Source organism: Rhodococcus sp. H-CA8f (assembly GCF_002501585.1).
Taxonomy (GTDB): Bacteria; Actinomycetota; Actinomycetes; order Mycobacteriales; family Mycobacteriaceae; genus Rhodococcus_F; species Rhodococcus_F erythropolis.
In genome coordinates this window covers 55,365-77,916 of sequence record NZ_CP023721.1, presented here as the reverse complement: position 1 = coordinate 77,916, position 22,552 = coordinate 55,365, and the positions used below count along the sequence as shown (strand labels likewise).

29 protein-coding genes are annotated in these 22,552 nt (G+C 62.1%); 18 read left to right on the top strand and 11 right to left on the bottom strand.

The annotated features are described in order from the left end of the window. Positions 1-366: 366 nt before the first annotated feature. The 3 genes from CPI83_RS29295 to CPI83_RS29285 all read right to left on the bottom strand — a co-directional run bounded on the left by CPI83_RS29295 (position 367) and on the right by CPI83_RS29285 (position 2,564). Positions 367-1,011: a hypothetical protein gene (locus CPI83_RS29295; RefSeq protein WP_157920656.1), complete on the bottom strand. Its 645-nt coding sequence runs from the start codon at positions 1,009-1,011 to the stop codon at positions 367-369. Between the two features lie 220 nt (positions 1,012-1,231). Continuing rightward, positions 1,232-1,606, bottom strand: coding sequence for a hypothetical protein (locus tag CPI83_RS29290; RefSeq protein WP_157920655.1), 375 nt, complete (start codon positions 1,604-1,606; stop codon positions 1,232-1,234). Positions 1,607-1,898: 292 nt separating this feature from the next. Then, positions 1,899-2,564 carry a hypothetical protein gene (locus tag CPI83_RS29285; RefSeq protein WP_097388357.1) on the bottom strand — a complete coding sequence of 222 codons (666 nt, stop codon included), beginning with the start codon at positions 2,562-2,564 and terminating at the stop codon, positions 1,899-1,901. Positions 2,565-2,693: 129 nt separating this feature from the next. Here CPI83_RS29285 and CPI83_RS29280 point away from each other — a divergent pair, with 129 nt between their 5' ends. From CPI83_RS29280 to CPI83_RS29205, 16 genes are all read left to right on the top strand, one after another. Next, positions 2,694-2,891 carry a hypothetical protein gene (locus CPI83_RS29280; RefSeq protein ID WP_097388356.1) on the top strand — a complete coding sequence of 66 codons (198 nt, stop codon included), beginning with the start codon at positions 2,694-2,696 and terminating at the stop codon, positions 2,889-2,891. 287 nt (positions 2,892-3,178) lie between these two features. Then, complete coding sequence (locus tag CPI83_RS29275; protein WP_097388355.1) at positions 3,179-4,381, top strand: RNA-guided endonuclease TnpB family protein; 1,203 nt, start codon at positions 3,179-3,181, stop codon at positions 4,379-4,381. Between the two features lie 55 nt (positions 4,382-4,436). Then, positions 4,437-4,778: a hypothetical protein gene (locus CPI83_RS29270; protein ID WP_097388354.1), complete on the top strand. Its 342-nt coding sequence runs from the start codon at positions 4,437-4,439 to the stop codon at positions 4,776-4,778. A gap of 155 nt (positions 4,779-4,933) precedes the next feature. Further along, entirely contained in the window at positions 4,934-5,173 is a 240-nt protein-coding gene (locus tag CPI83_RS29265) for a hypothetical protein (RefSeq protein ID WP_157920654.1), read from the top strand. A gap of 128 nt (positions 5,174-5,301) precedes the next feature. Further along, on the top strand, positions 5,302-5,664 hold the full coding sequence (locus CPI83_RS29260) for a hypothetical protein (RefSeq protein ID WP_157920653.1): 363 nt from the start codon (positions 5,302-5,304) through the stop codon (positions 5,662-5,664). A gap of 568 nt (positions 5,665-6,232) precedes the next feature. Next, positions 6,233-6,448 carry a hypothetical protein gene (locus CPI83_RS29255; RefSeq protein WP_157920652.1) on the top strand — a complete coding sequence of 72 codons (216 nt, stop codon included), beginning with the start codon at positions 6,233-6,235 and terminating at the stop codon, positions 6,446-6,448. Positions 6,449-6,551: 103 nt separating this feature from the next. Next, positions 6,552-6,947: an HD domain-containing protein gene (locus CPI83_RS29250; protein WP_232816968.1), complete on the top strand. Its 396-nt coding sequence runs from the start codon at positions 6,552-6,554 to the stop codon at positions 6,945-6,947. A 103-nt stretch (positions 6,948-7,050) separates the two neighbouring features. Continuing rightward, positions 7,051-7,746: an HNH endonuclease family protein gene (locus CPI83_RS29245; protein ID WP_097388614.1), complete on the top strand. Its 696-nt coding sequence runs from the start codon at positions 7,051-7,053 to the stop codon at positions 7,744-7,746. Between the two features lie 142 nt (positions 7,747-7,888). Continuing rightward, entirely contained in the window at positions 7,889-8,296 is a 408-nt protein-coding gene (locus tag CPI83_RS29240; RefSeq protein WP_097388350.1) for a hypothetical protein, read from the top strand. Between the two features lie 120 nt (positions 8,297-8,416). Continuing rightward, positions 8,417-9,031, top strand: coding sequence for a TetR/AcrR family transcriptional regulator (locus CPI83_RS29235; protein ID WP_097388349.1), 615 nt, complete (start codon positions 8,417-8,419; stop codon positions 9,029-9,031). 26 nt (positions 9,032-9,057) lie between these two features. Then, a complete protein-coding gene (locus tag CPI83_RS29230) occupies positions 9,058-9,369 on the top strand; it encodes a hypothetical protein (protein ID WP_097388348.1) in 312 nt (103 codons plus the stop codon). Positions 9,370-9,680: 311 nt separating this feature from the next. Beyond that, entirely contained in the window at positions 9,681-10,457 is a 777-nt protein-coding gene (locus CPI83_RS29225; protein WP_232816964.1) for a hypothetical protein, read from the top strand. Then, the gene (locus CPI83_RS29220; protein ID WP_097388347.1) at positions 10,454-10,789 is read left to right on the top strand and encodes a hypothetical protein; all 336 of its coding nucleotides are present in this window, start codon (positions 10,454-10,456) and stop codon (positions 10,787-10,789) included. Before CPI83_RS29225 ends, CPI83_RS29220 begins: the two co-directional genes overlap by 4 nt. Before the next feature lie 451 nt (positions 10,790-11,240). Beyond that, complete coding sequence (locus tag CPI83_RS29215) at positions 11,241-12,053, top strand: alpha/beta hydrolase (RefSeq protein WP_097388346.1); 813 nt, start codon at positions 11,241-11,243, stop codon at positions 12,051-12,053. Then, positions 12,050-12,577: a CGNR zinc finger domain-containing protein gene (locus CPI83_RS29210; RefSeq protein WP_097388345.1), complete on the top strand. Its 528-nt coding sequence runs from the start codon at positions 12,050-12,052 to the stop codon at positions 12,575-12,577. The genes CPI83_RS29215 and CPI83_RS29210 overlap by 4 nt, the downstream gene beginning before the upstream one ends. Before the next feature lie 188 nt (positions 12,578-12,765). Continuing rightward, positions 12,766-14,277 (top strand): DUF6578 domain-containing protein, encoded by a 1,512-nt coding sequence (locus tag CPI83_RS29205; RefSeq protein WP_097388344.1) that lies wholly within the window; start codon positions 12,766-12,768, stop codon positions 14,275-14,277. A 251-nt stretch (positions 14,278-14,528) separates the two neighbouring features. On the opposite strand, the gene CPI83_RS29200 is transcribed toward CPI83_RS29205, so the two are convergent. Then, the gene (locus tag CPI83_RS29200; RefSeq protein WP_157920651.1) at positions 14,529-15,005 is read right to left on the bottom strand and encodes a hypothetical protein; all 477 of its coding nucleotides are present in this window, start codon (positions 15,003-15,005) and stop codon (positions 14,529-14,531) included. 122 nt (positions 15,006-15,127) lie between these two features. Beyond that, positions 15,128-16,033, bottom strand: a complete 906-nt coding sequence (locus CPI83_RS31115; RefSeq protein ID WP_198586388.1) for a hypothetical protein — start codon at positions 16,031-16,033, stop codon at positions 15,128-15,130. A 579-nt stretch (positions 16,034-16,612) separates the two neighbouring features. On the opposite strand from CPI83_RS31115, the gene CPI83_RS29190 reads away from it, so the two are divergent. Continuing rightward, entirely contained in the window at positions 16,613-17,128 is a 516-nt protein-coding gene (locus CPI83_RS29190) for a hypothetical protein (protein WP_157920650.1), read from the top strand. Positions 17,129-17,192: 64 nt separating this feature from the next. Here the strand turns inward: CPI83_RS29190 and CPI83_RS29185 are convergent, their stop codons facing one another. After that, positions 17,193-17,588 carry a hypothetical protein gene (locus tag CPI83_RS29185; RefSeq protein WP_157920649.1) on the bottom strand — a complete coding sequence of 132 codons (396 nt, stop codon included), beginning with the start codon at positions 17,586-17,588 and terminating at the stop codon, positions 17,193-17,195. 135 nt (positions 17,589-17,723) lie between these two features. On the opposite strand from CPI83_RS29185, the gene CPI83_RS29180 reads away from it, so the two are divergent. Beyond that, the gene (locus tag CPI83_RS29180) at positions 17,724-18,098 is read left to right on the top strand and encodes a hypothetical protein (protein ID WP_232816963.1); all 375 of its coding nucleotides are present in this window, start codon (positions 17,724-17,726) and stop codon (positions 18,096-18,098) included. Positions 18,099-18,114: 16 nt separating this feature from the next. Here the strand turns inward: CPI83_RS29180 and CPI83_RS29175 are convergent, their stop codons facing one another. From CPI83_RS29175 to CPI83_RS29150, 5 genes are all read right to left on the bottom strand, one after another. Then, positions 18,115-18,684, bottom strand: coding sequence for a hypothetical protein (locus CPI83_RS29175; protein ID WP_097388340.1), 570 nt, complete (start codon positions 18,682-18,684; stop codon positions 18,115-18,117). Positions 18,685-19,152: 468 nt separating this feature from the next. Continuing rightward, positions 19,153-19,854, bottom strand: coding sequence for an adenylate/guanylate cyclase domain-containing protein (locus CPI83_RS29165; protein WP_097388611.1), 702 nt, complete (start codon positions 19,852-19,854; stop codon positions 19,153-19,155). A gap of 225 nt (positions 19,855-20,079) precedes the next feature. Then, positions 20,080-20,703, bottom strand: a complete 624-nt coding sequence (locus CPI83_RS29160; protein WP_232816962.1) for an adenylate/guanylate cyclase domain-containing protein — start codon at positions 20,701-20,703, stop codon at positions 20,080-20,082. A 100-nt stretch (positions 20,704-20,803) separates the two neighbouring features. Further along, positions 20,804-21,307 carry a Pycsar system effector family protein gene (locus CPI83_RS29155; protein WP_097388337.1) on the bottom strand — a complete coding sequence of 168 codons (504 nt, stop codon included), beginning with the start codon at positions 21,305-21,307 and terminating at the stop codon, positions 20,804-20,806. A gap of 230 nt (positions 21,308-21,537) precedes the next feature. Beyond that, positions 21,538-22,470, bottom strand: a complete 933-nt coding sequence (locus tag CPI83_RS29150; protein ID WP_097388336.1) for a hypothetical protein — start codon at positions 22,468-22,470, stop codon at positions 21,538-21,540. Between the last annotated feature and the right edge of the window lie 82 nt (positions 22,471-22,552).

Genomic DNA, 22,552 nt, shown 5'->3' with positions numbered 1-22,552 from the left:
GCCCTCACCGATGTGAGGATCGATCTAATACTCGTTGAACTGCTCGAGGGCGTCTCGGCCGACCCTGCGGATGCGGGGATCCACCGTTCGAGTTCCGTGACAACCACGGACACTGTCACCAACCCTGCCGATGCGGGGAAGTGAAACAACAACACACCCGAGCGGCCCGTCTCACCTCAGACGGGCCGCTCACGTGTAGCGACGCGGTCCGCCGAAGCCGAACAGTCCGCCGCTCGCAAAGTCGTTGTCCCTCTCGGGCGGAGCGTCGCTCGTTCTCGGATTGGGCGTACATACCGAAGTCGGCGAGCGCATGCCACCCCTGCCGCAGCTCGGTGGATCTTTCGCGCCGCAACTGTCGGGGTCTTGTCATAGATCGAGCTTGGTCCACGAGTGTTGATCGGTGACCCCGGCACTGCCACTCGCCAGCCAGGCTTTCATCATGCCGACGACCTCCTTCGCAGTGATCACTTCGGTACCGAAATGCTGGTCTGCCGATCCCGCGCGGTACTCAACGTCGAAGCCCCCGAGACTTGTTCGCGTCGTTTGGATATAGACCTCCGCGCTGGTTTCGACGATAACGAAATCATCCACCTTCATAGTCTTAACGAAGCGGTCGATCACTTCTGGAGTGATCGTGGGAAAGGTCGCTTCGCGAGAAGTCGAGACCTTTCCGGCGACCGACCTGTGCGGACTCAACACCATGTCGAGCTGCGGGTCGTACACGCCGTAGTCGACGGCGAAGGCGCGAGGCACCAGCACGTCGCGAGCATCTTGGATGCGCCGCCACGGCGACGGAATCATCACCGCGGCGCCGATTCCGCTCAATGGGGTGACCGACAAGAATCCCAGCTCCTCCGGCAAATCTGCGTTGACAGCGCTGATGTCTGCGGCGAGTGCGGAAGCAGTCTGTGTCGCCGGTTCGTCGGCCTTGTCCTGCGCAAGCACGAAGGCGCGGGCCGCTATGGCATCTGAGCAGTGTTCGGCGGGCAAAAGCCAGAGGTCGTAACTCATCTCGCGATGCTATCCGCGTCGCAGGTGCACGCTGTGAGGCAGACCCCATCGAAGCGAGCGGCGGTCGCCTCAACGGGAGGATTGTCTGCGACGTCGTACCGACCGAGCCTCATTTACGTGGGGTCGGTGACCCGCCTTGACCTCGCCGATGCGGAAGAAAGCAACACCATACCTAAGCGGTCTTCCCGGTTGAGGTGGACCGTTACGTATGGTGCTGAATCTACTCGTCGCTGCCCGGTGCGTGCAGGTCAGCGATCCGCGCAGCCGAGATGAAAGATTTACCGAATCCGAACAGGCTGCGGGTGGACTCGTCGAGCAGGCGGAGGTCGGCGAGCGTGCGTCGTTTGTCCTCCCACATCTCATTGCGTGCGAACATGCCCAGATAGTCAACCTTTCGCCCTGCGCGTCCTATGCCGAGGGCAGTCTCGTCTGATTCGGCTGCGGGAGAGCTCGCGTCGATAGAGGCCTGCATATCAACGTCCGTTTCGCTGGCGCAGTACTGCTGGAGCAGACGTTCGTCGCGACTCAGTGCTGCCTGTTGGGGTGTGACTGATTTAGCGGCGAGGACGGCGTCACGTGCCGCCCGATAGCTCATACCGGGGTTTTTACTTTGGAATAGTCGGATGCTGGCTTTGAGGTCCGCGTTTTTCGTCATGTTGGTCCCTGACTCGTCATGGTCGACGTCCCGCATTCGTCGCCCGGCAGTCGGTGACGTGATCGCAGATCCGCTCGGGACCTTGCCCTCGAACGCAACCCGATGATACGGGCACCTTGTGGTTGCTCGGAGAGAGCCCTGCGATGCGGCTCCGTGGCCAGAATATCACGGGGCTGAGCCCGGGAAGTGGGGTGCGCCAAGGTGTTCGTCGTAAACACCTTGGCGCACAACGTCAATCGATGGGTCGTTTGTGCTTGCGGAGATTGCCAATGCTGGTGGTGGAGGCGACTGCGCCGCATTCGGGGCAGTGCGCGTAGCGGCCTCGGGTGTACCAGTCGCCGCGGATCTTGTTGTCGCACTGTGACGGGTCGGTCTTCTTGGTGGGGCCGATGGTCCATTCGACGGGCGCCGAGGGGAAGCAGTGAGTACACAGGAGCGGGCCGTGCTCTGTGACGGCGGCTTCCTCGGTGTCTCCTGACAGGTCTGGCAGCCAGCCCAGGCGGGTGGTGGTGTGCAGAGTGTGGCAGGAGCGGGTGGCGTGGATGTGTCCGCCCTGGACGAGGTAGAAGCGGCTCCATGGTTCTCGGATGTAGGGAGCTTCGGTGCGATCGAATTCGTCGTTGATGGCAGCGAGTTCGCTGTTGCAGTTGTCGAGGCTGGTCAGGTTTTTGGCGGCATCGCGTGCGCGGAAGTTCTTCGGGTCCTCGCAGAGTTCGGTGAGGCGGGCGCAGGCTTCGGTGTTGGTCATGCGCCAGCCGGAACGCTTCTGTCGGACGTCGTCGACGGCGTAGTGGATGGCGGTGTAGACCCGGTTCATGCGATCGAGGACGGCCCAGCGGCGTTCGCTGATTTCGGCGAGTTCGCGGTCGATGGCCTTGGGGTCCACGGTCGTCGTCATGGCGTTCCTGTCGTGTCGGTGAGCGGAGCAATGCCTACACCGTAGGCCAACTCAAGTTGGCATTGCAAGTGTTGGCGACATTCGGGAGCGCGCCAACAATGGTTGGCCTTCGGTGTAGGCTATGGCGCTGTGGACGACATCGAGAAGATCGCCAAGGCAGCCGCCGCGTACAAGAACGCTGAACAGCGGCTTCACGCCAAACGCGCCGAACTTCGCACTGCCATCCGAGAATCGTCACCGGACACCACGAGACAAGTCGACATCATCAAAGTGACCGGATGGTCGCGCGAACACATCCGTCGAATCAGAAACGGCGACCTCTCATAGATCGTGGCTCACTCAGCCATGAGGATGCCCGCACCCGTGTCGCTCGCCCCTCTCGAAGGTCAGAGGGGGCACCAAACATTCACCTGACTAATCGGCGGAAGCCTGGCCCTTCAGGGCCGGGTGGAAGCGGCTCTGAATTGCGCAGTAGACCGCAGGTTCGCATACGACGGTGGGACGTGGACGCAACTGGATTCACCTATGTGTCGTAACCCGCTGCAAGGATCTGTTCCTAACGGAATGTGCGGGCACGTGAAGGCGTGAACCCTATTCGGAAGGCGGTGACGGCAGTGAAACGAATCGTGATGATCAAACTCGCCGTCACCGACGAGCAAGCTGCCGCGTTGAAGCAAACGCTACTCACGTGCAACGCCGCCGCCGACGTTGTTTCCGATCTTGCCCAACAATCTTCTGATCGGCGTGCGTTCGCGTTGCAGAAAACGGTGTACACACGGATCAAGGCGCTCGGGTTGTCGGCGCAGCCCGCAGTTCGGGTGATCAAGAAAGTGTCCGACGCGTACACCACCCGGAAAGCCAACCTGAAAGCCGGAAACTACGGTCGAGCCGGATCCAAAAAATATGCGGCCGTGTCGGATACAGCTATTCGGTTCCGGCCGCTGGCGGCGCAACCGTTCGACGATCGGTGCTTGTCTTGGCAACTCGACTCCTCGACGGTCTCCATCTGGACAACCTCGGGCCGGATGAAGGGTGTGCGGTTCGTGTGCGCCCCCTGGCAGCGCAAACTCCTCGCAGACCGTAAAGGTGAAACGGATCTGGTTTCCCGCGACGGCCAGTTCTACCTGTATGCGACCGTCGATCAACCAGTACCGGCACTTGTTGTACCGGTGAAGGATCCGGTCGATGGTTGGCTGGGTGTGGATCTGGGGATCGTGAACCTCGCGGTCACCACCGACGACGACCCGAAGAGCCTTGACGTCAGATGGTCCGGAGGTGCCGTCACCGCGCGCCGCAGAAAGAACCAGGTGATGCGGACCGCTCTGCAGAAGGTTGGCACGAAGTCCGCGAAGCGGAAGTTGAAGACTCGGCGACGGAAGGAACGACGGTTCGCCACCGACATCAATCACCAATTGTCGAAAACAATTGTTGCTCAGGCGCAACGCACCGACCGTGGTATCGCGATAGAAGATCTATCGGGTATCCGCGATCGGGTACGGCTGGCCAAGAAACAACGAGCACAGGTACACAGTTGGGCCTACGCCCAACTGCGGGACTTCCTCACCTACAAGGCAGAGATGGTGGGTGTTCCGGTGCAGGTGATCAACCCGCGCAACACCTCCCGCACCTGCTCGCAGTGCGGGTTCTGCGATGCGAAGAATCGCCGCAGTCAAGCTCGGTTCGAGTGCCGCGAATGTGGGTGGGCCGCGCATGCGGATCACAATGCTTCCCGCAATATCGCTGCACTCGGACATGAAAAGTATTGGGCCGCTCAATCAACCGTGCCTAAAGCAGCCACCGCTCTAGCATCCAGCTAGATTGGTGAGCAGCAAACCTGGTCCTTCAGAGCCAGGTAGTTGATTCAACGATCAGATGGAACTTGGCCACGTCATCGAGGTGACGGCAAGGGGAGAGATTCTCGACAGCTACGACGCGTACGTCGAATCATCCGTCGAGCAACCACTCGACAGCAACGGAGACGCGAAGGGTGAGCCCGAACCCCCGTCTGGATGGACGTTCCTCCAAGGCTTCTCCGGCCAGCAGAGCTCCAGCGGCCCCGTCCTGCACACCTCCGAATTCGTCGGCGGCGGACTGGAGAAGCACATTCGCGAAAACCCTGGCCTGTACGTCGCGTTGAGTGTCGAAGCGACCGAAGATGGTGAAGACGAATCCACCGTCGTCGGCTGGGTCGTCGCTCACAAGCCCGCCAATTGACGGATCAATCGGCTCCGGCCGGGGCCGGAGCCATTTAGGGTCGCTCCGCCGCGACTGTCGGCGGGGCATCGCGCGCGACCACGACATTCACCGCTGCGGTGCCGTCGAATGATCTCGAAAACGGTTGTACCGGAGCATCTACGGAGAGGGTGTTCGTGAAGGTCGATGCAGACGGCTGGCAAGCAGATGGATCGAAGTGGATCGGTCCACGAGACGGCGAGTATGTTCTGTTGATTGTGCGCCAGTCGAAGGTGGACGGCCGCTGGATCGCCCAAGCTCATCGGATCGGTAGCGATTTCAGTCAGAAGGAGTTCTCGGGACTCCTCCCCGGCGGGGTGTCGCTCACGGAGGCGAAAGCCGTGGCCGAACAGGCAGGCGAACGGCTACGGGGTTGAATAGGTTCGGGCCGGCACGGCGAAAAGTGAAGCAGGAGACAAAGATGCAAGGAAGGCGCACGCCGATGTACGCGCGGCGAGTGGCGACGACATGGCGACACGATGCTTGCACGAGTCTGGCGAAGTGCGTGGTCGCTGGCTTCTTGGCCGTCTTCTGGACAGTGGTGCCCGGCGTGCTCGGATGGCTCGACGAGCTGTTTGTTCCCATTCTGATCATCGTCGGGCCTCTTGGGCTCGCATCGCTTGTACTGCTCATTCGCGGTTTCGTGTTCGCAGTGATCGCCGAGATCACCGAACGCTGGGAGCCGTACCGCAACGATGCCGAGTTCTTTGCCTCCGTCGCCCAGGGAATGGACCCCGCCGAAGTGGCGGACGCGATCGAGTCCCTCACCGAGAAGGAACAGCAATTCCTGGAGCTGTCGCAACGCCGTGACGCCGCGTTTGTGGCGCAGGACAGAGCGGTCCTACTGGCCGTCCAGAATCGCCGCTGAAGGCCGTGCTGTCGCTTGGACACTCGTGGTCGGAGCGTGGCTCCGAAACGGGCAAGGCGAGACGAGAGGTAGGGCGGCTATGGCCGAGATAGCGTTCACCAAAATAGATTTAGGGTATGTCACCGCCGACGGCCGCTGGGAAGTGCGCAAAGTGCCCATGGGTGGCGGAACCACCGGCTGGGCGGGCGGGCGAGGATGGTCCGAGGGGCACCGAATTTCAGGTCACTGACACTCATGGGCTGGCGCAGTTGTCGATGCTCGGGCCGCGCCAAAGCAAGATCGTGCAACGCCTGTACGAGGCCCGTGCACTCATCGCTGCTCACACAGGCTGATCGAGCGTGATCGTGTGTGCTGAAAAGTGGGGTCGACGAACACCGGCGGAGTCTGCTTCTATGGCGTGGTGCTGATTCTCTGACGCGTTGAACGGCAGACGGTTTGAAATCAGGACACCATGTCGTACCCGTCATGGACGATCGAACCCAGGCCGCGAGATGCCCGGAGCGACGTGAGAACTCTTCTGCGCTCTCGACGCCTCAGAACCGCAACCGAAAAGAGAGGGATCTACGACATGGACTTTATGACGATGGCTCAGGCAGCAGGAGACCAGGGATTCGAGTCACCGGAATTCGTCCCCGGTGAAGACTTCGACCCTAGCGACTACGACGAAGTCGAGATTGTCGCCGAAGCCTCCGCCCGCCACCGCGGCGATCGTCTGACGCAGCTCGAGGACGAGAACGCGGACTTGCGTGCCCAACTCGCCGAAGCGACCGGCCGTGTCGACTGACCAGTCCCGGCCGCTCCACCTGATCGCCCTGTTCGTCAGGGAATACGGCCCTGCAGCGAGCGATAGTCTTTCACCCGTCGACGCCGTCACCTGTGCGCGCGCTATCGCCGCCGCCGCTCACAGTGGGCAGGTGGACAAGGCTGGGCAGGCATACATCGCCCACCCCGCCCGCGTCGCCGCCAGTCTCACCGACACCACTGCCGTCGCTGTTGCCTGGTTACACGACGTCGTCGAAGACACCGCCGTCACGCTCGCTGATCTGCGGCGACTGTTCCCTGCAGAGATCGTCGACGCCGTTGACGCCGTCACCCGCCGTGACCGCGAAACACCGGACGAGTACTACACCCGGATCCGGCGCAATCCGATGGCCGTGACGGTCAAGCTCGCAGACATCGCCGACAACGCAGCCCCCGGACGCCTCGCCCAGCTCGACGACAAGACCCGAAACCGCCTGACCCGGAAGCACGCCCGGGCACGCGCCGCACTCACCGTTGAGTGAGACCACTTCCGGCCGGTACCTCGGCCGCATTTCCCCTTCTGAACGGAGCACTTCGATGGACCACACCTGGCGTACCCGAACGAGCCGAATCCGCCTCGTGCTGATGGCTGCAACGACCGCGACGGCACTGTCGGTGACCGGGTGCAGCGCGTCACTGGCAGAAATCATCCCCACCGGCTCGGCCGGATCGTTGGGATCCACCGGCGCAACGGAGCAACCCGGCACGAATGCAGCAGCAGCCCTCGCAACGCTCGAGACCATCCCCGTCAAAGGCCGCGCCCCCAAAACCGGTTACAGCAGAGACCAATTCGGCCAAGCCTGGACCGACGATGTCACCGTCGAGTTCGGCCACAACGGCTGCGATACCCGCAACGACATCCTCGCCCGTGACCTGACCGACATCGTCTACAAGCAGGGGACGAAGCAGTGCGTCGTCCTCTCCGGCACCCTGGCTGATCCCTACACCGGCAAGACCATCAAATTCGTTCGCGGACAGGACACCTCGACGGCCGTGCAGATCGATCACGTCGTCGCCCTCAGCGACGCGTGGCAGAAGGGTGCCCAGCAACTCAGCCCGGAAGAGCGCCGAAACCTCGCCAACGACCCGCGGAACCTGATCCCCGTGGACGGCCCGACGAACGGCCAGAAGTCCGATTCCGATGCAGCGTCCTGGCTTCCGCCGAACAAGGCGTACCGATGCACCTACGTCTCCCAGCAGATCACGGTGAAATCGATCTACCGCCTGTGGGTGACGCAAGCAGAGAAGGGCGCGATGCAGAAAATTCTCGCCACCTGCTGACGTCCGCCCTCCATGTGACGCTGAACCGCGTCCCGTGGTTCAGCGTTACGCGTTCCGCCCACATTCGCTGCGCGGCAACTACACTCACACCCACACTTGTCGACACCCACGCAACCCACACACGATCTCGCAAGGGAAACCAATGATTACCAACAGGATTCACCATGTCGCGGCCCGCCTCATCGGCGTGGTCGCTGCGCTCGGCGGAGTCCTCGGCGTTCTCACCCTCGCGGACGCCGTATCGATCCCGATGCTGGCTCTGGTCTTGATGCTCGTCTCCGGCGCTACAGTCCTCGTCGCAGTCCTGTCCAAGCCGCTGTGGGAAGGGCGCCGGGCCGGGTTCGTCAACCGGATAGCGGACGGAAGCCTGATCTGGCTCGCGCTCGCGACGAACCTGACGGCATTGTGGTCGCTGACCGCGTACCTGACCCTCACACTTGTTGCGGCGTTGTGCCTGGTCTCGCGGATTGCTCTCCATTCACGGATCGAGCGTGACAGTTCTCCTCTGGCTCAACTGAACTCGACGAGATCCATAGCGATCATGAAATAGTCTGTCCTGTTGAACGATCCAACTACGCGCGAACGATCGACGGTAGAGTGTGTCTCCACCACATAGTTTGCCCGAATAGCGCTGACAGGCCGGGCCGCTCACCACAGAAACGGATCCGACATGAGCACTGCGACCGCCACATTCACCTTCGCCCACTCACCCTGCATTCAGCCACGGGCGAAGGTCACGCGAGAGAAAGTCCTCGACGAGACGGCGCACGTGTTCGACGCTCTCGGGTACTTCCCCGCCAGCATCACGGAAATGCTGAACGGCAGCGATCTCACCAAAGGTGCGATCTTCTACCACTTTCCGAGTAAAGAGGCCATCGCGCAACAGCTCGTCGAAGACTGGATAGCGACCATCGAAGCCGAATTCGCCGACGCTGCAACGACACAACTTCCTGCCACCACGCAGCTACGCGCAGTCTTCGAAGCCCTCGCCGACATCGTCACCACCTCCGTCCGCGCCCGTGCCGGAATGAAGCTGATCCTCGAAAAGGCAGTCAGCGGGGGAGTGGGCGCCTACCGCAGATGGGTCTCCGCGACCGATGCCGTCTTCGCTGCCGCGATCACCCGTGCTGAGGTGAGCGCCGACGTCGACAGTCGCCGCCGCGCATGGAACCTCTGCGCAGGATTCACCGTCGCGGTACTGCTCGAAGACATCGACGGCGACGACCTCGACGTCGCCGCCCGCGTGCACGACCTCCTCACCATGCACCTCGCCTTCGCCCACTGAACCCGACACCCAGAGAGGCGCCGACGATGACGACAGCCAAACCGCTCCACCTCCGCCCCGTCGCCGACGAGGGCCGCGACCCCGAGGGCGAGCAGGCGCTGGTCAACCTCGGCGGGATGCTCGACGCACTCGACATGGCCCAGTTCAGCGTCCTCGACGCCGTCGAGGCCCTCAAACAGGCCTACAAAGGTGCGGCCACAACCAAGCAGGTGGAGAAGTTCCTCGCCGACGAAGCGGAGCACCAGGACATCGTCAACCACCTCGCCGACGCCGCCCGGAGCATACGAGCCGCCCGCGCTCTCTCCAGCGGAATCGTGACCCGTCCGAACACCCACTAGGAGATCTGCAATGGAAAGCACCAAGCACGACTACGTTCCGTCCGAGTCCTGCGACGAGGAATGTCACCCGAGCGGAGTGAACAACAGTCGGCACTGCGCGGACTGTGGTCAAACCGAACGCAGCGGAAATCACACGTAAACGACACCGACTGAACCTGCACCGGGGATTAGCAGCGGCGCAACAAGAGTCGAGTATCTGAGCATCAATCCGCCGCACCCGCCGATCTGGCCCCGCACCCCACTCGAAATCGAATGTACGTTCGACTAGAGTGGGCGGTGACAGCAGCACCGGCGGAGGAGGTCGAACCACTGTGGCCATCACCCCGCCCACCCTGACGAACCTCCCCGCGCACGAACGCATCGAGCAGCTCCGCCGCCGCATCGCCTCCATCCCCGCCCGCACCGACGGCGCCGCACCCGCAGTCCCGGTCGAACAACCCGACGCCCGATTCGACGCCCGAGAAACGCTCCCCGCCGGGTCCACACTCACCGTCTTGCCCGCCCCCGACGCGCTCGCCGCCCTGCTCCCCAAACAAGGACTCGCCCGCGGCACCGTCACTTCCGTCAACGGGGCGTCCTCGATACTGCTGAGCCTCATCGCAGCCGTCACCAGCAGCGGCAAGCACGCCACCGTCATCGGCCTCCCCAAGCTCGGGCTCCTCGCCGCCACCGAAATGGGCGCCGACCTCAACCGCTCCGCCCTCGTCCCCGCCCCCGGCGACGCCGCCATCGACGTCGCGGCAATTTTGCTGGACGGGATGGATCTGGTCGTCCTCGGCCTCGCCGGACAAGCCGTCCCACCCACCCGAGCCCGCGCCGTCATCGCCCGCGCACGCAGCAAAAACTCGTGCCTCGTCGTCACCGAAGGCCGCTGGGACAACGCCGACGTCCGCATCGACAGTCAGGTCACCGGATACGCAGGTCTCGGACAAGGACGCGGCCGGATCACCGGCATCACCGTCGACGTCGAAGTCAGTGGCCGAGGATTCCGGCCCCGATCCGCCACACTCGACCTCAGCGCCACCAATGGCACCGTCGACTGGACCTCGCAGACACCGCACCCTGCGCCCCTGCACCGCGCGCTATGACCGCCCCCGACTTCACCGGCTGGCGCGAACCCTGGCCACTGACACCGACCCTGCACCAACTCGACGAGCCCCGCCGAGTAGTCGTCGAGATGAACCGAGCACTGCCCTTGGCGAAGAACGCCGAAAGGCCGGACAGGCTGCCATTGCGAGTACTTGCCGGAGGCCTCCGACTCGAAGGAACCATGCCCGGAACACTCCACGCATGGGCAAGACTGAGCGACGGACAGTGGCTCGGGTGCGTCAAAATTCATGCCACCACCGGCGACGGCAAAACCGGCTTCGACCTGTGGCTGTGGGTCACCTCCGATGCAGTGACCAGTGTCGTGCACTAGGCGTCAGAAGGCATGCTCTTTCTGGCTACTCGAAGGCAAGTCGAAGCCGAATCCGGCGCCTACGTCCTCGCCAGACCGCACCACCGACTACATCGCAGGATGGGGAAGTGACCTCGACGTCGTCATCGTCGACACTGCCCGTGCGCGGCAAGAACTCCCCCGGCGACAAGAAGTAGTCCCACCGTTGTTATGTGCGCCGTCGGCAGTTTCGTGACTGTGCTCGCGCTGCCGCCCCTTGTGTCCGGGCTTCCGACCGGCATGAGACGCGTATTCGCGTGGAACATAAAGACCTCCCGGCGATGGCAGAACTAAATGTTGCTGGCCATGACGTCGCTGACGGCCGCCGATCAGGCAGATGGCGGGACGATCGATGGTGGCCGTCAACTGCCGTAGCCCGCCCCTCTCTGTTACCGTCTAATCAATGAAGACGGTAACAATGAAGGGGTACTCCATGAGTGATTGGTCGCTCACCGAGCGGTTCGACGTTGGCGACGGCACGGTGCGATGGAGCTCGGTCGGCGACGGACCAGCGCTCGTCCTGATGCACGGCACACCCTTCTCTTCGTACATCTGGCGGGACATCGCCCCGGTGCTCGCTCGTGATCACCGGGTCTACGTCTGGGACATGCTCGGATTCGGACAGTCGACCCGCACCGCGCCAGATGTGAGCCTCCGACAGCAGGCGACGATCTTCGTCGATCTCCTCGAACACTGGGGGGTATCCGCGCCTCGGGTCGTGGCACACGATGTCGGCGGCGCGGTCGCGCTGCGGGCCACGCTCCTACACGACGTGCCCTTCGAGTCGCTCACGCTCATCGATGCCGCCACGGTAAGCGGGTGGGGCACCGGGGGGTTCTTCCAGACCGTCCACCAGCACCCCGAGGTCTTCGAAGCGCTCCCCGATTGGGCGAGCGCTGCCCTGATCGACGCCAAGATCCGGTCCGGCAGCCACGTGGGTCTGCGCGCGGAGGCCCTGGCCTCGTACACGGGCCAGTGGGCAGGCGCTGAAGGGGCACGGGCGTTCTACCAGCAGTACGCCCAAGGCGGTGAGGACAACACCGACGAGCTGCAGGACCGACTCCGGCTGCTGGACATTCCGATCCACGTGATCTGGGGTGCGGACGATGCGTGGCTCGGTGTCGACTACGCCCAGCGGCTCGTCACGGCACTTCCGGATCACGCGCGGTTCTCGATCATCGACGGAGCCGGACACATGGTGCCGGAGGATCAGCCCGGCGAACTCCTCAGACTGCTGAGCGCGTGAACACCGCCCAGTCCGCCGTGCCCGAAGAGCTGCGCGTCGTCGAGGAGTTCTGCAACAGCGCCACGCTGCTGCACGGCACCGACGCACTGGCGACCGTCCGTGGCGGGCGGGAGTGGCTCGTCCGGCACGGATGGGACGGGGAACCCACGCTCGAGCATCTCGTCTCGTTGCGTGGCGCGCGTGAGGTCATGCGCGCGTTCCTGGCCGACCGCACTGACACGGCAGCGCGGTCCGCCCTGAACCGGCTCGCGCAGGAACACTGGGCGGGACCCCATGTCGACGACGACGGTCGGCTCGCGCTGATCCCGTCGGGTGCGCAGCCGGTCTCACCCGCAGGAGCGGCAGTCGGGGCGCTCCTGCTTCACGGCCTGAGCGGGCCGGGGCTGCGGGTCAGGACCTGCGCCTCGGACGCCTGCCGGTGGGTGTTCTACGACAGTTCACGCTCCAAGACGAGGACCTGGTGCGACATGAACACGTGCGGTGCGCGGAGCAAGATGCGCCAGTACCGCGAACGGCTCACGTGAACCTGAGCCAACCCGACGGGTTTGGCTTGCAGGGCTGGTTGTGAATCACGCTGCTACGCCGAACAACGCTGAAGCGCCAAGCTGGAGGGCAGCTGGTACGAATTCTGCCGTCCTGCAAACACGTTCAGAAACAGACACGGAGCGGCACAAATTGGTACGGTCGGGTGTATGACTCCACTGAAAGGCGCATGACGCGCCAACGCACGCTTGTCGTGCAGATCGACGAAATCGCGATCGAAGACGGCCAAATCGAGCCGCCGAAACTGGGCGCGGTGATCGAATTCCCACTTCGTTTCGCCGAACAACCTGCAGCCAACGCTGACACAGTGACGATTCACGCGCTCCTCGAAGCAAGCACTCGCGACCCGGTTTTTCAGTACACCGGGCCGGATTCGCCGCGCAGGTGGGAATGGAACGGCATCCTGCGCGGTGACGGGTGGACGGCGTCTTGGCGAGGCTTCACACCGCGTACCGGCAACGTTGAACTCACCGGACGCTTCTACGGAGTGATGGGACACGACACCCCGACGAATGTGCGTGGTCGGGTGACCCGAGTTCAGTTGGTCACCGAACGCTATCGGCGCCCGCCGGAAAATCACGGATGGCACATCGTGCCCGGCCACCGCACATTCCGTGACGTCGAGGCGGCGCCACGCTTTTTCGACCACGACATGTTCATGCGCGACGACCTCGTCGAGGTGGACCATGAAGTGGGTGTCGTCGTCGATCTCGATCTCGACGACGTACCACCCGTACCCGCCCGCCCGTCGATCGTCCCCGGCGACGTGTCGGCATCGGGTGAGACATTGTGGGTCGTGGACAGGGAATTGCCGATCGTGGTGAGCGTCGACTCCGATCGTGTTGCGCGCGAGCATGTTCTGCCCGGCCCGATCGGATACTCGAGGCACGTGTGGGCCACCCCGACGGAATGTTGGGTGGGCGGCAAAGGAGGCTTGTACCGGTGCGTGACCGGTGAGGAACCTCGGAGAGTCAATCCTCGCTCCGTGCATCAGGGAGCAGTGATCGGCGAGCACTTTCTGGCCTGCCCGTCCGGAACGACGTGGTCGCTGCACACCGCGGGCAACGAGCCGGTCGTGGTGGACGTGCCGGATGGATACGTCAGATCGATCGCCGTCGATGGCGAGTCCTTCGTCGTTCTGATCGAGCAGCTTCACACCGACATAGGGACGAGTAAGTGCTTGATTCGGGTGCACGTGTCCGGCGACGTGACCGTAGGCCCAGAATTGCCGACCATCCCAGGTCGACGAGGAGCATCGCCGTACCTCGCAGGAACGCCGCTACGGATCTTCCGCAGTGGGACTGCATCCAAGGTCCTCCCCGATCTCACTCTCGGCTCGATGGAACAACTCGACGGCAACCCCTTCCACGGCGGGCAGGTCGGAAACTTCGTGTGGATCATCGGGCACCCCCCATGTGGGACATCACGAACGGGATGGTGGCCTCTACCCGGTCCGGTGGATTACGACCGCACCCGCCGCCAGTTCTGGCTCTTCACTTTGTTGGATGCGGGCACTCTCGAACCGGTGAAGAGCACACCGATCTTCGCCACCAACCCCGCTGTGACGACCGATGCCAAGGGGACCATCTGGGTGAGAGGTGCCGGTGTGCAGTCGATACCGACAGAGTCGATGCAGTGGCCGGATGACTTGGACGTAGCCGCGCTACTCGCCGAGAACTGATCTGCCATCCGCGATGCGGTTGCGTCCTCGCCGAGGACACTGTCCGTCATGACATGACAGTCGGGTGATCGGAGCCGTCTGGGTGGTGCGGACCGAAATAGGGAACCACATTGACCGCTGCATAGTGCAGTCGTGTTGTGGCCTAGCTTGTAATTGACCGTTGACCACACGAGAGACGATGCGGTGTAACGGGTTACGCGAACCTGGTACGCCGCATCGTCGCTTCAGACGCAGCATGTCAATGGGACTTCCTATGTGCTCGACGTAGAAAGTCGCAAGATCTCGTCGGCAAGGTTCCACAGTTCGGCTTCTGGAACTGTATTTTCCGGAAAGCTCACGCTGATATACAACGAGTCCGAGGTGAGGGACCACTTCACTGTGTCGAGGTCGTGCGAGGTCGTGACGAAGCTGTGTTGCCCGTATCGGTCGCGGTACTGCTCAGGGACCGGCGCCTGCTGATACACCGGCGGCCCGTAGAGCTGAGCCTCTGCTTCGGCGTCATCGCCGGACACCGGGCGGTCCAGAGCGGTGACTTGAATACTTGCTCGTACCTCAGTGGACTGTTCCGTGGGGGTGTAGAGGACGGTGAAGTACCGAGCTGAGTCGTCTTCGTCGACGACATTCGCGTGCAGCCCTCGAAAAGCCGGAGGAAGTGCCGCGTCCAGGACTCTGGGTGCGCGCAGTGCGGTGAGGTTCACGCTGCCACTGGTCGGCTGCGAGGATGACATGTGCGCTCCGTCGTCGTGTGGTGAGGGTTCTGGTGTGCGACTACACGCACTGGTCATCACTGTAATTGTCAGCAGTGTCGACACTGCGGCGATCACGATTGCTCGTGGCCGATGGCGGCCGGTCACATGCATCGGTGCGCTCCTGACGTCGGGTATGCGGTGATGATGTCTCCGTTGGAGTCCTTGACGATGACGTTGGACCAGAAGAAATTTCCGGTCATCTCCCCGTTGCGTTTGTCGTACATCCATATCTTGCGTGCGTAACACGTCTTCCCGTCCCGCTGCGACGACGCTTCCGGATGCAGCAGCGTCGCCTCGATCGAGTAGTCCATCAGGTCCATCCACTTGTCGCCGGTGATCATGCCCTTGTTCGCCCAGTCCTGCATGTGTCGGCCTTTGATGTGTTCGAACCCGTAGTCACGGTTTCCGCAGACCATGTATGCGCGTCGCCCGCCCTGAACGGTGTACTCGCCGATCTGCTTTCGTTCACTCGACGATCCGCACGCTGCATATGGGGGAAGTCCACCCGCTTTGGCGTCGGCTCGGCCGAGATCCGAGAACGACCCCGTGGGTGGTACCGGGCCGGTGGTGGTCGGAATCGTCAGTGCGGACGGGTTCTCCGTACCGGTTTCCGGTGGGGCAGTAGGTTGCGGCGAACCAGGGACGGGAACGATCGGTGTTCCGTTGTAGGTCGGGAAGTTCGTCGGCGCGTTCGCCCCGACGTTCGGGCCACCGCCTGGAGACTGTGCCGTCGGCAATCCCTGGGTGGTCATGGGAGGTGCTGTCGTAGTCGTCGGGGCGGTGCCCGGATCGTGGCAAACGTACGGCACCGGCGGCGACGGGGCAGGGCCGGTATTCCCTGGATGCGAGGCAGCCCATGTTGCTGCCCACGCACTGTTGTAGGCGGAGGTTTCGCGGGCACACCGCTCCGCCGGGGTTTCCGCTGACGCCACCGTTGCGGGTACGACGATCAGCCCGATGGACACCAGTGCACTCAGTAGCAGTGGTGACGCGCCGCGCCTTCTCATCGCACCCTCCCGCTATCGATTGCTGCCAAATCGCTGATCATGGAGTGGAAAGTACCAATCAACCGGATTGATGAATGTTCAACTGTGCGTCGATACCGCAGCGCGCGAGGCGAAAGTCGTGACTGAACACCCAGAATTGGGCGCTTTACCTGCATTGTCGCAATATGCAAACGGGAGACGTGAATCACTGTCACAGATAGATAACAGGTCGCCGATGATTAGCTGAAACGAGCAAGGTTGTCGGCGAAGGCGAGTTCTCCGGTATGCGCGGTCGACCAGCCACAGACGAGCGTGGATGCGTGGAAATTCACGCCGCCACCGGCGGCAGCGAACCGGCCTCGCCCTGCGCGCTGTGAGCCATCGCCGCCGCCGCGACCAGCGCACCACACTAGTGCCTGTCGATCTTGCCCCGTGGTTCGAGGAATGCGCGGACTCGGCGGCGGATCTGACTGCAGCGCGATGAAAGGTGAGATCGAGCGTGTCCTGAGTTCAGGTAGCGCGGGCCTACTGTTGGCTATGCAGCGATTACGGACGAGCCTCACCACGGCAGTTGTGATCGCTGCACTCACAGTCGGAGGAGTGATCTCGTTCCGCACCCTCGACGAACGCCGCGCCCCCGCGTCGTTGCCGACAGGATTGGCGGTCGATCATGCCACCTGTACAGCGCCGGAGATCCTCGCCGCGGCGGTCCCGGGACCGGTGCAGTCGCCCGAGCCGCCATCGGATCCCTTACCCCCTGCTGGCACGGTTCCCGACCACTTTGAGCCCACATCCGTCGAGGTGTGTCAATTCATCAGATACACAGACGATTTCAGTGAGGCGATCCTTTCGCGGACGGTCCTAACTGGGGACATGGCGCGTGTAGTGGCACAGTTGAAGCGGGACTCCCTGAAATCGCCATGGTTCGGCGAGTGCCCCACAGTCTCGAGCATTCCTGCACCTGTGGTGTGGCTGGTCGATGGCGCGGGAAACGCTGTAAGGGTGGCATTTCCGGTCGGTGGAACATGTCGGTTACCACTTCCGGAGGCGTACGAGGCGGTGATGAACCTGACGGTGCAGAGCGAAGACGTGCTCTATCTGCCACGTGCATTGTGAGAGGGGTTCTGTGTGTTGCCCGCGGTCGATGGGGCGCCGAGAAACCCCGGTCGCTCGCCTGTCGCTACAGAGCTACCGGGCGCTTCAACTGCACCGCCAGTGTGAACGCGCCCAGGAAGGTGAGTGCGAGCGAAATGTACGCCACGACCGTCGGACCCCAGTTCTTCGGCTGGACAATGACATTCAAACCATTGCCTGGGTCAGGGCCGTCACATGTCACCCCGATCGGCCACCACGACCGAACCGCGCGCACCCCGGCTGGCCCCGGGTAAGGCGGGTTCTCCGGAGTTCCCCACGGTGCGCGCTCAGCGCACAATCCCGCGAAATTGCCAGGTGCGCCCATCCACGGAGCGGCCAGCGCAATCGCGAATACGACAATGCCAAGGACGATGACGAACAGGCAAATGACCACTGCATCAGTCCTGCGGGACTTGCTGCCAGATGTTCGACCTTCGCCCATCGGAGAAGACTATCGTCCGCCCACGGAAATCCCTGCGAACCTGGGCCATTGGACTCCGCCACCTGGAGGCTGACCCACACGATGCCACTCCGTGGCAGTGAGGTGCATGGTCCGTTTCCCGTTGTACGGTGAACCATGTCGCTGTCGCACCCTCGCACGTCGAAGATCGTCGTGGTGGCGCTGGTCGCCATCGTCGCGGTGGTCTATCTGTATTTTGCTTCCGCCTTTCGCAGTGCCAATGTATTCGCACCGCCGGAGCGGATGACATCCCTTGGTCGCACCTACCTGATCAGCAATTTTCCGCCACGCAGTCGTGAAGAGCTCGACCAGCGGTACTCGCAGGGGCATGGCACGAGCTACACCTTCGAACGGGTGAGTTCCTTTCCGATCCCACTGGGTCTTCCTGTCTACCAGTGGCAGAACGACCAGATCCGCGGCCAGGCAACGTCGACTGCCTACCTCGAATGGGGTTACAAGTACATCAGTTATCAACTCTCGGGCGCCCCGTAGGGAGGCCCGCGGCCTGTCAGCGTCTGGGCAATCTCAATCGCCAGACAAACAGGACTATGCCGAGCGCGGCGATACCACCGATCACGGTGAGTACCCACCACAAGGACTTCTCGCCGTCGCCGCTGCCCACACTCGACTGCGGATCGATTGTCCGAGGCGTTCCGTAGACGGTGACTGCGGCAGCACGTGTTCGGTCGTTGGTCGACTGAGTAGTCGCCGAGCAACTGTTCACCGACCATGACGCTGCGGGGTTTTCGCGTTTGGAGGTGAAAACGATGTATTCGGTCCCGACTTCGAAACTGAGGCCGCAGGAAGCGCTCAGCTCGTATGCCGATACGGTCGCCGTCGGGCCGACGTCCCCCGAGAAGACTTCGCGCACATCGAATTCGTAGATCCACATGGGTTCGCGCTCGCGTTTGTCCGTCACGGTCCCGGTGAAGACCGATGCGGTCTGCGAGACTTGTTCGACGATCTCAGGTCCATCGGGGGCGTAGACACATGAGCAGGCATAGGCAGGGGCGGAAGTCGCCAACGGTAATGCTCCCGCAAGACCGGCCACGATGAGCATGGACAGCAACCAACGCATAAGGCCCCCTTTGTCGACAGGAATGCTGGTTAGGCCGACATTACGGCAGATGTTCGAGGGCAGAGGGCGATCTCGGAAGTCTTGTCGGCCGGGGTGCAACGGCTCGAATGAGCGTCTGTGATCAGATCTGCTTCCTGCGAGCAAAATGCCTCCGCCACTTGGTGATGGCGTCGTTGGCGACTGCGTATGTCCCCCCGGCAAGGATCATGAGGAGTGCCCAGTTCCACGCCGAGGCGTCGACGACGGTCCGGTTGATCTGTGAAGGCAGAACGACCAGAGGGAACAGGGCGGTGGCGACGGTTGCAGTCCATCGTTGAACGGGCTCATCGTCAAGTAGCCGCGCGAGCTTCGAAATTGTCTGCCTCCCAGCAAGTGTGCGTGACGTTCATCGTTCGTGGAGCTGATGGGTGTGCGTCGACGAGCCTGAAGTTTCTCCGACCGGCGAGAGGACAGAGTCAAGGTGATGGCTCAGAACGGCCAGTTGTATCGAGATCCGTAGATGACGTAGCCGAGATCAGAGGTTCCGAGATTGGTCCACATGTCGTCACGATGGTTGGTGCTGTCCCTGTACGTAGTGTGGGCATCGAGCTGGGTGTACACCGCTTCGGAAATGTAGGTCGGGTAGTAGGTGCGGAGTGCGGCCATTTTCGCGGCGTTGTTCGCGGCTTTTCCCACCCAAACGAGGTCGTTGCTGCCTCGGATTCCAGTTCTTGCGACGAACAGATCGGAGGTGTCGATGCCGACTCGCTGTTCGAGTTCGAACGAAATACTCGGGTAGCGGGTTTTGATTTCGGGTCTGAGGATGTTCACCACGGCTGCATTGATCCTCAGCGCGCATTTCGCGGCGTTCGAGTTCTTGGAGTCGCCGATGAAGACGCCCATCACGCGGTCGCCGTCGTACGCGGTGATCACGCCGTCGTGCAGGCGGATGATTCGCGCTGCGCAGTAGAGGTAGTTCTTGTAAACCGCTGCGGCGAACCAATTCTGGTAGCTGTTGACCATGTCTGTGGAGTGTGCGAGGTCCGCGTAGAGAACGGTGCCTTCGAGCTCGACTGCGTCGTTCGACAGTTTGAGGTCGTCGGCATCTGGCACGGTGGTTCCGTCGCGGGTCGTCCACGCATTGTTGTGTGTATTCGCGACGTAGGCCTTCAGTTCATCGGTGAGCGACATCAGAATTCCTTCGGGTGGGGTGCTGGGGGGCATGTCGTGCAGTGGAGGGTCGAGGTGGCGAGGTCAGCGATTCGTCTCAGGTTGTTCGGATTTTGGCCACTCTGTTTCCCGGCGTGCATTTGTCAGGGTCGATCTCGCACTCCGGGCCTGGTGGAGACTGGAAATGCTTTGTCGCCGTTGGGAGTATGGAGGGGGCGACCAGTCGGATGTGATCGGTCGGGTTCACTACAGCACCCATGAATAGGTGGAGCCATAGATGACGTATCCGAGGTCGGAATCGCCCAGATTGGTCCACATGTTGTCGGTCATGGTGATGTCGTCGAAGTACTTCGATTCCGGATCGAGTCGGTTGTAAACGGCTGCTGAAATGTAGGACGGGTAGGACGTGGGTAGGGCTGCCATTTTTGCGGCGTTGTTGGCGGCGTTGCCGACCCAGACAAGGTCGTTGCTTCCCCGGATCCCGGTTCTCGCGACGAACAGGTTGGAGGTGTCGATTCCGACGCGTTGTTCGAGCACGAACGTCGACTTCGGGTACTTCGCCGCGAGCGCTGGTCTGAGGATCTTTTTGACGGTGTAGTTGATTTTCAGCGCGCATTTCGCGGCGTTCGTGTTCTTCATGTCGCCGATGAAGACGCCCATGACCCGGTCGCCATCGTAGGCGGTGATGATGCCGTCGAACTCGCGAATGATGTGGGCGGCGCAGTAGAGGTAGTTTTTGTAGATTTCGGCGGCGAACCAATCGGGTTCAGAGTCGACCATGGTCGTGGAGTGCGCAAGGTCCGCGTACAGAACGGTGCCTTCGAGTTTGACGGCGTCGTTCGACAGTGTGATGTCGTCTGTACTGGGCACGGTCCGTCCTTGCCGGGTCGTCCATGGATCGCGGTGTGTATCTGCGACATAGTTTTTCAGCCGTTCGGCGAGAGACATAGGATTTCCTTCGGGTTGATTGCTAGCCGGTGAGCGCGGCTGCTGCGAACAGGACTCCGGCTGTGCCTGCCAGGCTCATTGCCCAGCGGACGAGGTTGTACTTGCGTGCGACGATCCGTGACAGGCGGTAGAGCTGGTGGCGGGTGCGGTCGGTGTCCGCCGGAGGTGAGTTGTCGAGCGCGGTCACGAATTCGGAGTGTTTGTCGTATGTCGCCACGTGTCCCCAGTAGAAGATTCCCTCGGAGGCGTCGTGGGACGAATACCGCGGCCAGACAGCGGAGGCGGCGCAGAGCACTGAGGCGAGGGCGACGAGGGCTCCTAGCCACCAGATGAGTTCGCCGGGGGCGTGGTACTGATCAGGTTTCCAGCTTCCGGCGAGGATGCCGCCCAGGATCGCACCGAAACCGATGCCGAGTACGGTCAGGACCAGACTCGCCTTGTGGTCGGCCTGGGCGACTTCTGCGCGCGCTTCCGCAAGCATGGACTGCTCCGACGGGGAGGCTGGGTTGGCCGGGTTGTTGGTCACGGGTTCATCATCGCAGGCGCCTCCGACGTGCCCGACCTCTTTTCAGGCGTTCGGTGGGAATGCTGCGCCAGAGCGGTGAAGGTTCTAGGAAGTTATGGAGGGGGATAGGAAAACCGGCGGTGAGTACTTGCAGCGCGATTCATTCACTGCGAGTGCTCACCGCCGGTTCAGTTCATGCCGAGATGGCGAGCCAGACCGAAATGCCCAGTCCTAGTGCCGGTTTGGAGTCGCTATTTCTTGCTGTGAAAAAAGTAGACCCCGTATACAAACGCGGCGATCGTCACGAACTGCATCGTCTGCTCACGGGCCTCTTCCGGTGCCACCATCAACACCGTATGAATGACTGCGGTGACTGCAAACATAAGGAGCCCAGCACCCAGTTGCCGCTCATCCACTGTTGTCGCGATCTTCCCAGCCAGGCTCGCGATCGCGCCCTGGAATTTGACCTTCAGGGTCGGATTGGCGTCGATCAGGTTCTCGACGAACGCTTCCTGCTCGTCCGAGACGTTGGCAAGGAACCCTTCGATCTTCTCGATCAGATCGTCGTCGGCGCTCTTGGCGATGTTGTCCAGAACGGACGACACATTCGGGGCAATCACCGAGTCCCGGAACTGTCCTATCAACGCCGGAGTCACCAGATCGCCGATGGCGTCGACCATCGACGCGAACTGTGAACTGATCACTGACTCCGTCATCGTCGGCGACAGGAAGAACTGATCACGCACGGTGTCGTTCATCTGCGCCACCATCTCGACGATCGGTGACTGTGCTGAGTAGACGGTGTCGAGCACGGTCACTGTGTCGACGCTCTGCAAATAGGGCTTGAGCCATTCGGCGTCACCGATCGGGTCGAGGGTAGCGGAGATCGAGTCCAGCCAAGGACCGTTCAGGTCGCGCAGGGCGATCTGCATCTGATCGAACGCAGGCGCGGTGAGCTGTTCGGTGATGCCAGCGAGAACATTGTGCGCCGGGCTCTGCCAGTTGATCAGATCCACCGTATTGAATGCCGAAATGCTCTGCTGTATGGCCTGCTGCGCAGCGTTCGTGTCGTACGGGGTGACGTTCTGCAGAACCGCATCTCGAATGCCGTTCGTGTCGATCTTTGCTGCCTGTTCTGCCGCGATACGAGCGAAGTTCTGGTCGTCGAAGAAGTTGTGCGCCATCGTGTGATGCCTTTCGTTTGAGAACTCATCAGCTTAGCGAGGGTGCGCAAATAGCAGAACGAGATGCACGCAAGGAAATTGG